Origin of the sequence: Pseudomonas huaxiensis (genome assembly GCF_003231275.1) — a bacterium.
Lineage (GTDB): Bacteria > Pseudomonadota > Gammaproteobacteria > Pseudomonadales > Pseudomonadaceae > Aquipseudomonas > Aquipseudomonas huaxiensis.
Genome location: NZ_QKVL01000057.1, coordinates 19,021 through 29,219 on the forward strand (window position 1 = coordinate 19,021; position 10,199 = coordinate 29,219).

The window sequence follows — 10,199 nt, forward strand, 5'->3', positions numbered from 1 at the left end:
TATGGCTCAGAGCCTGTCGATTGCTCTCCAGCCCTTAGCTCAAATATGAATAATCTTTAATCGATCCCGCACTGGCAAGCCTAAGGTAAGCCGCCTCCCGCCCATCCTGACGTGGCGCAATCGTTCTGAACTTCCCCTACGCGCAGCGCCTCCCTTGGATAAGCAAGGTCAGCGCGTGGAAGAGGGGCGGTCATGAATCAAATGTCAGATCTGGCGGGCGTCATTGCCACTCCCGCAGCACAGGCCGACAGCCTGGAGGCCCGGTATCGCGCCTTGTTGCGCGGCGACTGCGCTGACACCGCCGCATGGTTGAACGACCAGTTGCGCCGCGCCGATGCCCTGGCCGATGACTTGCCAGCGTCTCCCGAACAACTGGAGGTGTGGAGCCAGGATCATGCGTTACAGGTTGCCCGGCAGTACGCCGACTACCTCGCCGAACGTCGTGGCGGCGCGCCCCGGCGCATGTTCGCCAGCCGCGCACATACACTGTATTTTCTCCAGCAGGTCACGCCGACCAAGTGCGTCGACGGCGCCTGGCTGCAGGGCGCCCTGCATCACTGGGACGATCCGCGTTACCACGGGCTGATCCGCATCTACCTGGAAGAACTCGGCGATGGCCAACCGGCCTGCAACCATGTGGTGATCTTCCGTCGCCTGCTCGCCGGCCTGGGCTGTCACGAGCAGCTACCGCTGGCCGACGAACGCTACCTGCAAGGCTCGCTGCAACTGGCGCTCGGCCAGGAGAGCGAGCGTTTCCTGCCCGAAGTGCTGGGCTACAACCTCGGCTACGAACAGCTTCCCTTGCACTTGCTGATCAGCACCTTCGAGCTGGAAGAACTGGGCATCGACGCGCAGTACTTCCGCCTTCACGTGACTATCGACAACGCCAGCACCGGCCATGCGCGCAAGGCGCTGGAGGCCCTGCGCCAACTTTGGCCGGAACAGGACGGCGAGGCGTTTTATCGGCGTGTCGCCCGCGGCTACCGGTTAAACGACTTGAGCGCCGGTTGCATGGACATCGCCGCCGGGTTTGACCTGGAAAGCGAATTGCTCGCCGCGCTGGAGCGCAAGCGGATCTTCGGCCAGCACCTGCATTCAGACCACTGCCGTCTGGATGGGCGCACGGTCAATCAGTGGCTGTCCGCGCCGGGCAGCTTCCCGGCGTTTCTCCAGGTGTTGCAAGACAAAGGCTGGATCTTCCGCGATCGCGACCCGGCTGAAAGCCGTTTCTGGCAATTGATCGAGGGTCCGACGGCGGTGATGTTCGGCGTCTTCAGCCCCTACGAAAAGCAACTGCTGCACGACTGGATCGCCGGTGACTGGCATCCGCCGAAGCGCCGGCACAGGCCGGTCACCCTCGCCGAGCCGCTGCTGCCGGACTTGCCGGATGGGTTGTTGGTGACGCAACTCATCGATGCCATGGGCGAGGACCGCCATGCCAGCCCACGCGGGCTGGCGGCAACCCAGCGCTACGTGCAACTCACCGGGCTGAAAGGAGGCCATAGCCATGCAACTGACCGATGAGCAACGTCAAACTGATGAGGCCCTGCTGCACCTGGGGCGTCGCCTGCACGCCGATGGCTATCGCTTCATCTGCGCCACGCCACTGACCCACCAGCGCTACAGCGAGCGCGTCGACTCACTACCGGCCCGGACGATGCGCGAAGTGTTCGGCTGGAACCGGCCGTTCGAGGCCTCGCTGCTGTCGCCGGATGAACTGGAACACATGCGTCAGGCCGGAATCATCAGCACCAGTGACCAGACGCTGCGCAGCCAGGTGCGCTGGTCTACCGTCGATGGCTTGCTGCTGGTGCATTCGGGCTTTCCTACCGACACCGCTGACGCCGTGTTCTTCGGCCCGGACAGTTACCGCTTTGCCCGCGTGGTGGAGGCGCACCTGCGGGACAGTTGCGCACCGATTGAACACGCTGTGGAAATCGGCTGCGGCACGGGCATCGGTGCGCTGCTGATCGCCCGTGCGCGGCGGCATGCTCAAGTCAGCGCGCTGGACATCAACCCGCTGGCGCTGCGCTACGCCGCGATCAACGTGGCGTTGGCCGAGTTGGGCAATGTCGTGGTGGATTACAGCGATGTGCTGGAAGGCGTCAATGGCAGTTTCGACCTGATCGTCGCCAACCCGCCCTACATGCTCGATGCCCGCAGGCGCACGTACCGCCATGGTGGCGGGACGTTTGGCGAGGGGTTGTCGGTGCGCATGGTCCGCGAGTCGCTTGAGCGCCTGAGTCCGGGCGGCAGCCTGGTGTTGTATACCGGCGTGGCGATGGTCGACGGCGGCGACCCGTTCCTGGCGGCGCTGCGGGAAACCCTCGACGCGCCGCAATGGGCCTGGTTCTACGAGGAAATCGACCCGGACGTGTTTGGCGAGCAACTGCTGGAGCCTGGCTACGAGCGGGTTGAGCGTATCGCTGCCGTGGCCCTGACGGTGACCCGCCGCGGCTGAACCTAAAGCGTTTTGCCCATGGCCAGCAGCGCCCGTTCCCGGGTCAGTGGCCGTAGCACGCCGGGGCTGTCGCTGATGTGGATGTAGAGGTAGTGATTGCCCTGGCTGTCGCGCAGGATCCGTCGCACTTGCAGCAGTTCCATCAGGCTGGCGGGGGTGATCTGCTCCTGGAGGATTTCATGGTCACCGACGCCCTGGCGCTTCAGTGCGGCGGCGAATTCGTCCGCGACACTGCGCTGGCGCTCGCGTATCCGTCGCGCACTGATATAGCCGGTGATGGCGATGGCGCCAATGAATACAGCGGTAAATAGCAGATTGCTGGCGATCTCCACGCCGAAGTTCCTTCATCCTGAAAGCGGGCCGCTATCCTGCCGCAAATAAAAAGCCCCGCCAAGAAGGCGGGGCAAGGGGAGGTGTGCGGAGCAAACGCACAAGGGAAAGAAGGTTGACCTCAGGCTCTGAAGCCTTCGCCGGCGATACTCTGAGCAAGCGCCTCGGCATCGGTGAGCGAGGTGATCGGGCCGCCGATCTTCTCGCCGTCACGTATCAGGTACCAGCAGGCCAGCAGCCCCAATTCCCTCAGCGCCGGCGGAACCGCGCTACCGATAACGGACATGATGCTGATACTGGCCATGGTGAGTGCTCCCTTTGGGTCATGGCTCGTACCTTACGTGTGGATCCGGCCAGCGAGAAATCAGTGTTCTCAATAGTGTTCATTGATAAAACCCACTACCAGCGCGGGTGGCCGTAATAGACGGGCGGCGGGCCGTAGTAGCGTTCGCGGTAATACGGCGGCGGCACCGGCACATAGCGTTCCACGACCGGATAGGGCTGGTAATACACCGGCGGTGGCGGCGGCGGTTGGTAATACACGGGCTGCGGCGGGTAATAGGCCGGGGCACGTTCGACGACCACAGTACGGTCGTGACCACCGGAAACGGCGGCGCCGACCACGGCACCCACTACGGCCGCGCCGAGTATGGGGCCCGCACCTTGCCAGCCACCGCCGCCATGGGCGGAGGCTTGTCCGGACAGGGCCAGGGCGCCGATCAGCAGGGCGATACCGGGGATATGACGGTTCATGTTGAATCCTCGCAGGGCGTTACCCCGACCGGAAAGACGGGCCGGGGATAACACTATGACCGCAGTCAGGGGCGGAGTTGCGAGGGGGCTGAGTAAAGGTTGTGTAAGGGCCGATCAACGGTCGGCGGCGAGGTTGGGCATACTGTGGTTTTCGCCGTTTCCAGGAGTCCGTTGATGACCCCCAGCAAAGACACCGTTCTCTGTATTTCCCTGGCTGGCCGCCCCGGCACCTTCGGCGTGCGCTTCCACAATCACCTGTATGAGCAACTGGGGCTGGATTACTACTACAAAGCCATGACCACAGCTGATCTGCCGGCCGCCATCGGTGGTATGCGCGCCCTGGGCATCCGGGGCTGCGGCGTGTCGATGCCGTTCAAGGAAGCCTGTATCGCCTTGGTGGACGAGCTGGATCCATCCGCTGCGGCCATCGATTCCATCAACACCCTCGTCAACAGCAACGGCCACCTCAAGGCCTATAACACCGACTACCTGGCCGTGCGCCAGTTGATCGAACAGCACCGGCTAGACCCGGCGCAGCCGTTTGCCCTGCGGGGCAGTGGCGGCATGGCCAAGGCGGTGGCCAGTGCGTTTCGTGATGCCGGCTTTACGCGTGGCACCGTGATCGCCCGCAACGAAGCGGCGGGCCGCGGCCTGGCGCAGAACTGCGGTTATGAATGGCAGGCGGAACTGGGTGAGTTGCGACCAACGCTGCTGGTCAACGTGACGCCTATCGGCATGACTGGCGGCGCGGAGGCGCAAGAGCTGTCGTTCGACCTGACGGCCATCGATGCGGCGCGGACGGTGTTCGACGTGGTGGCGATGCCGGCGCGCACGCCGCTGATCGCTGCGGCCGAAGCGCGCGGCAAAGCGGTGATTACCGGGGTGGAAGTGATCGCCTTGCAGGCGCTGGAGCAGTTCGTGCTCTATACCGGGGTGCGGCCGACGGCGGAGCAGGTGGCGAAGGCGGTGGCGTTCGCTCGGGGTTGAGTGTTGTGCCTGCCGGCCTCATCGCCGGCAAGTCCGGCTCCCACAGGGTCGGCATGCACCGCACCCTGTGGGAGCCGGACTTGCCGGTGCGCCGAACTGCAGCAATGAGGCTCGCGAAAGCCCAGGTCTATTCGAGCAGCGCCAAACGCTCTTCCAGCGCCGCGATCCGCGCTTCCAGCGCCTCGATCCGCTCCGCCGACACACCACTGACCCCGCGTTCCCCCGGCCCTTGCTGGCGCGCTGCGAGAATCGCCTCGATTTCCGATGGATCGCCCAGCGCGTGGGTGTAGCGGTCTTCCCGCTGGCCCGCCTGACGCGGCAGGTGCAGGGCATAGCCACGGGCGATCAGGCGGTCGAGCTGATGTAGCACCTGGTCGTTGTCATCGAAGTCATGCATGCGCTGGCTGCGGGTCAGCAGTTCATTGATGGTCTGCGGCCCGCGCAGGAACATCAGGCCCATCAGGATCAACTGCGCCGGCACCAGTTCCAGCGCCTTGTCCACGCGCTGTTCCCAGCGGTCGGCGCGGCTGCCCATCTGCAGGCGGACCAGGCCCTGGCCTTCAAGGGCACGCAGGCTTTGGCCGATCTGGCCCTGGGCGAGGTTCATCACGGGTTCGCGGCTGGTTTTCTGGTTGCAGGCCAGCATCAGCGCGTTGAGGGTCAGGGGATAGGTTTCCGGGTTGCTCGCCTGCTTTTCGATAAGGGAGCCCAGGACGCGGATTTCAGTGGCGTTGAAGCGGGCAGTGGCGGGGGATTCTTGCTCTTCGGACATGACCCTGTCTCTGTGCATGGAAAGCCCCTAGCCTAGGGCTGTGACAGGGTTAACACAAGCGACCGGCGGCACGATGCCACCGGTCGTGATGGCATCAGCCGCGGCGAGCTTCCGCTTCGCAGGCGGCCGCAGTGAACAGGACGTCGGTGGAGGAGTTGAGCGCGGTTTCCGCCGAGTCCTGCAGCACGCCGATGATGAAGCCCACCGCCACCACCTGCATGGCGATCTCGCTGGGGATGCCGAACAGGCTGCAGGCCAGCGGGATCAGCAGCAGCGAGCCACCGGCAACGCCCGAGGCGCCGCAGGCGCAGACCGCTGCGACCACGCTGAGCAGCACGGCAGTCGGCAGATCGACGGCGATGCCCAGGGTATGTACCGCCGCCAGGGTCAGCACGGTGATGGTGATCGCCGCACCGGCCATGTTGATGGTCGCGCCCAGCGGGATCGACACCGAGTAGGTATCTTCGTGCAGGCCGAGTTTCTCGCTCAGGGCCAGGTTGACCGGGATGTTCGCCGCCGAACTGCGGGTGAAGAAGGCGGTGATGCCGCTTTCGCGCAGGCACAGCAGGGTCAACGGGAACGGGTTGCGACGGATCTTCCAGAACACGATCAGCGGGTTCATTACCAGGGCAACGATCAGCATGCAGCCGATCAGCACCGCCAGCAGGTGCAGGTAGCCGACCAGGGTGCCGAGGCCGGACTGGGCCAGGGTCGAGGCGACCAGGCCGAAGATCCCCAGAGGGGCGAAGCGGATGACCACGCGGACGATCAGGGTCACGCCGTTGGACAGGTCATCGAGCACGGTGCGGGTGGTCGGGCCGGCGTGTCGCACGGCAATGCCAAGGCCAATGGCCCAGGCCAGGATGCCGATGAAGTTACCGGTGACCAGCGCGTTGACCGGGTTGTCCACGGCGCTCAACAGCAGGCCCTGCAACACTTCGGTGATGCCGCCCGGCGCGCTCATCTGTGCGCCTTCGGTGCTCAGCACCAGCGTAGACGGGAACAGCATGCTCGCCGCCACCGCGACTACCGCCGCGGCGAAGGTGCCGAACAGGTACAGCACCAGAATTGGCCGGATATGGGTCTGCTGGCCGTGCTTGTGGTTGGCGATGGACGCCATGACCAGGATGAACACCAGAATCGGCGCCACGGCCTTCAGCGCACTGACGAACACTTTGCCGATGAAGGCGAGGTTGCCCGCCACCTGTGGCGCGAGCAGCGCCAGGGCGATGCCGGCCACCAGGCCGATGAGGATTTGCAGCACCAGGCTGGTGCGGTTGAGCAGCTTGAGGACAGGCAACATAACGAATCTGACTCGATCGTGTTCAGGGCCCGGGGATCGCCCGGGTACGGAATGCCTCGACGCGGCGGGTGGCGCCGGTCGAAAAAAGGGCGGAACTCTATCACAGCGCCCGCGGCCTCACCCAATGCCCCGGTCCGGCGGTAGGTCGCCATGCTGGTGGCTGTTACCATGCGCGGCCTTTTCGAGCCGACGCGCTCATCGCTGGAGTCTGGATGTTCCTGCCCATTCTGTTGCTGGCCGCGGCCGGCTTCACCGTGTTGACTACTGAATTCCTCATCATCGGCCTGCTGCCGGGGATCGCCCGGGATTTGCAGGTCAGCGTCTCCCAAGCCGGCCTGCTGGTGACCCTGTTCGCGTTCACTGTCGCCTGCTGCGGACCATTTCTCACTGCCTGGTGCGCGCGTTTCGAGCGCAAGCGGCTGTTCGTCGGCGTGCTGTTGCTGTTCGCCGCCTCCAACGCGCTGGCGGCGCTGGCCACCAACTATTACGTGATGGCCGTGGCGCGGTTGGTGCCGGCGCTGGGCCTGCCGGTGTTCTGGGCGCTGGCCAGCGAAACGGCGGTGGACATCGTCGGCCCGGCCTACGCCGGACGGGCGATCAGCAAGATCAGCTTTGGCGTGGTCTGCGCCACGGTGTTTGGTATTCCCCTCGGCACCTTGCTCGGCGATGCGCTGGGCTGGCGGGTGGCATTCGCCGCGTTGGCGCTGTTGTCACTGGCCAAGGCGTTGCTGCTGTGGCGCTACCTGCCGCACACTCCCCGGCAGAGCGAAACCACGTCGCTACGCGGACAGTTCCGTGTGCTGCGCAGCCCGCTGTTGCAGGGTCATGTGCTGTTGTCGGTGCTGGTGTTCAGCGGCATGTTCACGGCCTACACCTACTTGGCGGACTTGCTGGAGCGCCTGGCCGGTTTTGATGGCGATCGGGTTGGCTGGTACCTGATGGGCTTCGGCGCGGTGGGTTTGATCGGCAACAGCCTGGGCGGGCGCGCGGTGGACCGTCATCCACTGCTGGCCTCGGCGGGCTTCTGCGCGTTACTGGTGGTGGGATTGCTGACGGTGGTGCCGGCGATCCAGTCCAGCATCGGGCTGGTGCTGGCTCTGGCGGTCTGGGGTCTGGCCCAGGCGGCACTGTTCCTGGTCAGCCATGTCCGGGTGATCAAGGCCGCGCCCGAAGCGCCGGCCTTCGGTGCCTCGCTGAATATCGCCGGAGGCAACCTGGGCATCGGCCTGGGGGCGCTGATCGGCGGTGCGGTGATCGACCGTCTGGGTCTGCCGGATGTCGGCTATGTCGCTGCGGTGCTGATTGCCCTCGCATTGGCGCTGGCCCTGTGGCTGACGCGCTTCAAGCCAGTGGCCAGTTGAACAGCTCGCGACGAGCACCCTCGGTGATGGCGACGATGCCGGGGTGTTTGACCTTGCGCTCTACCGAAATGGCATAGAACGACTCGGTGACCGCGTCGGTCTGGCCGATCAGTTCGACGTCGTACTGCCGGCAGACCTCCTCGGCGATCACGCTGGGGGCAATGAAAATCCCGCTACCGGACTTGCCGAAGGCCTGCATCAGCGCGCTGTCGTCGAACTCGCCGACGATCCGCGGCTGCAACTGCTGCTCGGCGAACCAGCGCAACAGGCGGTTGCGTACCATTGTTTCCTGGCCGGGGATCAACAACGGCGCGTGTTGCAGGCAGGCAGGGAAGGGCAGCGGCTGGCGCGCTGCCAGCTCGGGTGTGGCGAGGAAACTGATGCCGCACTCGCCGAGCTTCTGGCTGTAGCCCTTGATATCCAGGTGGCTGGGCATCGGGCTGTCGGAGATCACCAGGTCCAGGCGCTGGATCGCCAGGTCGGCGAGCAGTCGCTCCAGCTTGTCTTCACGACAACTGATGCGCAGCGGCTCGGCCAGCTCCATGGTCGGTGCGATCAACCGGTAGACGATCGACTTGGGCACCACATCCGCCACGCCCACCCGAAACAGCACCTGCTGCTCGTTGGGCTGCGCCCGCAGCATGGCTTCCAGTTCGCCACCAATCTGGAACATCGGCTCGGCGTAGGACAGCGCCTGGCGGCCGGTTTCGGTCAACTCCAACTGGCGCCCGACCCGCCGGAACAACTCGATGCCGTAGGTCTGTTCCAGCAGGCTGATCTGCCCGCTGATGGTCTGCGGGGTCAGGTTCAATTGCTCGCAGGCGCGCACGATGCTGCCGGTCTTGGCCACGACCCAGAAGTAATGCAGTTGCCGATAATTGAGCATGACAATCACCGATTCGGAAAAACCGAAGTATAACCGCTGAAAATACGAATTTTCCTGATGTATCAAGATATTTAGAATCCTCTGCCATTGCGGTGCCATCTTTTGTGGCAGCGAAAATACTTCGGAGAAGACTCATGCTTGATCTCAAATCCATCGGTACGCCTCTGGTCCTTGTGTTGGCCCTGTTCGCCATGACCGGCTGCGAACAGGCCGAAAAGTCCGCCCAGCAGATGCTCAACCAGGCTGCCGAGTCGGCCAAACAGGCCATTGACGACACCAACAAGGCCGCCCAGCAGGCGCTAAACGACGCCACCGGTACACAGCCGGAAAAGAAAGAAGACACCAAGGACACTGACGGTCAGGAAATCTGATCTACCTTTTCTCAACAACGATTCGGGATCTGATTCATGGAATACCTGCTGGAACTCGCCGCAAGCCCGACCGCCTGGGTCGCCCTGGCCACTTTGGTGGCAATGGAAATCGTCCTCGGCATCGACAACCTGATCTTCATCTCGATCCTGACCAACAAGCTACCCGAGGAATTCCGCTCCAAGGCGCGGCGTATCGGGATCAGCATGGCGTTGGTGATGCGCCTGGCGCTGCTCAGCACCGTGGCCTGGATTGTCCAGTTGACCGAGCCGGTCATCGACATCCTCGGCAAGAGCTTCTCGTGGAAGGACATGATCCTGATCGCCGGTGGTCTGTTCCTGCTCTGGAAAGCCACCAAGGAAATCCATGAAAGCGTGGATCCACGGGCCCAGGAAGAATCCAAGGCGTCGTCTACCATTACCCTGGGTTTTGCAGCGGCCATTGGCCAGATCCTGGTGCTGGACATCGTCTTCTCCGTCGACAGCATCATCACCGCCGTGGGTATGACCGAGCACTTGCCGATCATGATCATTGCCGTGGTCAGCGCCGTGATCGTGATGTTGGTCGCGGCCGATCCACTGGCCAAGTTCATCAATGACAACCCGACCGTGGTGATGCTGGCCCTTGGCTTCCTCATCATGATCGGCATGACGTTGATCGCCGAAGGCTTCGGCGCCCACGTTCCGAAAGGCTACGTGTATGCGGCGATGGCGTTCTCCACTGCGATCGAGGTGCTGAACATTCTCTCGCGCAAGGCTCGCCAGCGGCGTGAGGCCAGCGAGGGCTGATTCAAGGAATCTGTTGCGTGCTGTAGTTGGGGCTCCTTTTCAGGGGCCCTTTTTTTATGGTTCTGGTGGGGGATGTTTTTGGGATTTGGGATTTGGGCTTTGGTGCCGTGAGCTTATCCATTCGATGTGGCGGCGCTGCCGGCCCCTTCCGCCTTTACGGCGGGTCCTTTTGTCTTGGCAAAATGGACG

At 63.7% G+C, this 10,199-nt stretch carries 12 protein-coding genes; 6 read left to right on the forward strand and 6 right to left on the reverse strand.

Annotated elements, in window-relative coordinates:
- The first annotated feature begins 192 nt into the window (after positions 1-192).
- Complete coding sequence (locus tag DM374_RS29850; protein WP_110973151.1) at positions 193-1,524, forward strand: iron-containing redox enzyme family protein; 1,332 nt, start codon at positions 193-195, stop codon at positions 1,522-1,524.
- The gene (locus DM374_RS29855) at positions 1,508-2,461 is read left to right on the forward strand and encodes a methyltransferase (protein ID WP_110973152.1); all 954 of its coding nucleotides are present in this window, start codon (positions 1,508-1,510) and stop codon (positions 2,459-2,461) included. The genes DM374_RS29850 and DM374_RS29855 overlap by 17 nt, the downstream gene beginning before the upstream one ends.
- Before the next feature lie 2 nt (positions 2,462-2,463).
- On the opposite strand, the gene DM374_RS29860 is transcribed toward DM374_RS29855, so the two are convergent.
- The 3 genes from DM374_RS29860 to DM374_RS29870 form a co-directional block, all read right to left on the reverse strand.
- Positions 2,464-2,793 (reverse strand): hypothetical protein, encoded by a 330-nt coding sequence (locus tag DM374_RS29860; protein ID WP_110973153.1) that lies wholly within the window; start codon positions 2,791-2,793, stop codon positions 2,464-2,466.
- 119 nt (positions 2,794-2,912) lie between these two features.
- Positions 2,913-3,095, reverse strand: a complete 183-nt coding sequence (locus tag DM374_RS29865; protein ID WP_110973154.1) for a hypothetical protein — start codon at positions 3,093-3,095, stop codon at positions 2,913-2,915.
- Positions 3,096-3,190: 95 nt separating this feature from the next.
- The gene (locus tag DM374_RS29870) at positions 3,191-3,544 is read right to left on the reverse strand and encodes a hypothetical protein (RefSeq protein ID WP_095157665.1); all 354 of its coding nucleotides are present in this window, start codon (positions 3,542-3,544) and stop codon (positions 3,191-3,193) included.
- Between the two features lie 174 nt (positions 3,545-3,718).
- Between DM374_RS29870 and DM374_RS29875 the strand changes: the two genes are divergently transcribed.
- Positions 3,719-4,531, forward strand: a complete 813-nt coding sequence (locus DM374_RS29875; protein ID WP_110973155.1) for a shikimate 5-dehydrogenase — start codon at positions 3,719-3,721, stop codon at positions 4,529-4,531.
- 127 nt (positions 4,532-4,658) lie between these two features.
- On the opposite strand, the gene DM374_RS29880 is transcribed toward DM374_RS29875, so the two are convergent.
- Entirely contained in the window at positions 4,659-5,303 is a 645-nt protein-coding gene (locus tag DM374_RS29880; protein ID WP_110973156.1) for a YceH family protein, read from the reverse strand.
- Positions 5,304-5,397: 94 nt separating this feature from the next.
- Positions 5,398-6,606, reverse strand: coding sequence for a serine/threonine transporter SstT (gene sstT, locus DM374_RS29885; RefSeq protein ID WP_110973157.1), 1,209 nt, complete (start codon positions 6,604-6,606; stop codon positions 5,398-5,400).
- Between the two features lie 212 nt (positions 6,607-6,818).
- Here sstT and DM374_RS29890 point away from each other — a divergent pair, with 212 nt between their 5' ends.
- On the forward strand, positions 6,819-7,967 hold the full coding sequence (locus DM374_RS29890; RefSeq protein ID WP_110973158.1) for an MFS transporter: 1,149 nt from the start codon (positions 6,819-6,821) through the stop codon (positions 7,965-7,967).
- Here the strand turns inward: DM374_RS29890 and nhaR are convergent.
- Positions 7,948-8,853, reverse strand: coding sequence for a transcriptional activator NhaR (gene nhaR, locus DM374_RS29895; RefSeq protein WP_110973161.1), 906 nt, complete (start codon positions 8,851-8,853; stop codon positions 7,948-7,950). The genes DM374_RS29890 and nhaR overlap by 20 nt on opposite strands.
- Before the next feature lie 134 nt (positions 8,854-8,987).
- Between nhaR and DM374_RS29900 the strand changes: the two genes are divergently transcribed.
- Positions 8,988-9,224 (forward strand): hypothetical protein, encoded by a 237-nt coding sequence (locus DM374_RS29900; RefSeq protein WP_110973159.1) that lies wholly within the window; start codon positions 8,988-8,990, stop codon positions 9,222-9,224.
- Positions 9,225-9,260: 36 nt separating this feature from the next.
- Complete coding sequence (locus tag DM374_RS29905; RefSeq protein WP_095157652.1) at positions 9,261-10,010, forward strand: TerC family protein; 750 nt, start codon at positions 9,261-9,263, stop codon at positions 10,008-10,010.
- Positions 10,011-10,199 lie beyond the last annotated feature (189 nt).

Excerpts from the sequence above, each read along its gene's own strand:
- sstT (WP_110973157.1), bottom strand. The coding sequence starts at position 6,606 with ATGTTGCCTGTCCTCAAGCTGCTCAACCGCACCAGCCTGGTGCTGCAA.
- DM374_RS29850 (WP_110973151.1), top strand. The coding sequence starts at position 193 with ATGAATCAAATGTCAGATCTGGCGGGCGTCATTGCCACTCCCGCAGCA.
- DM374_RS29865 (WP_110973154.1), bottom strand. The coding sequence starts at position 3,095 with ATGGCCAGTATCAGCATCATGTCCGTTATCGGTAGCGCGGTTCCGCCG.
- DM374_RS29875 (WP_110973155.1), top strand. The coding sequence starts at position 3,719 with ATGACCCCCAGCAAAGACACCGTTCTCTGTATTTCCCTGGCTGGCCGC.
- DM374_RS29905 (WP_095157652.1), top strand. The coding sequence starts at position 9,261 with ATGGAATACCTGCTGGAACTCGCCGCAAGCCCGACCGCCTGGGTCGCC.
- nhaR (WP_110973161.1), bottom strand. The coding sequence starts at position 8,853 with ATGCTCAATTATCGGCAACTGCATTACTTCTGGGTCGTGGCCAAGACC.
- DM374_RS29900 (WP_110973159.1), top strand. The coding sequence starts at position 8,988 with ATGCTTGATCTCAAATCCATCGGTACGCCTCTGGTCCTTGTGTTGGCC.
- DM374_RS29855 (WP_110973152.1), top strand. The coding sequence starts at position 1,508 with ATGCAACTGACCGATGAGCAACGTCAAACTGATGAGGCCCTGCTGCAC.
- DM374_RS29880 (WP_110973156.1), bottom strand. The coding sequence starts at position 5,303 with ATGTCCGAAGAGCAAGAATCCCCCGCCACTGCCCGCTTCAACGCCACT.
- DM374_RS29870 (WP_095157665.1), bottom strand. The coding sequence starts at position 3,544 with ATGAACCGTCATATCCCCGGTATCGCCCTGCTGATCGGCGCCCTGGCC.
- DM374_RS29890 (WP_110973158.1), top strand. The coding sequence starts at position 6,819 with ATGTTCCTGCCCATTCTGTTGCTGGCCGCGGCCGGCTTCACCGTGTTG.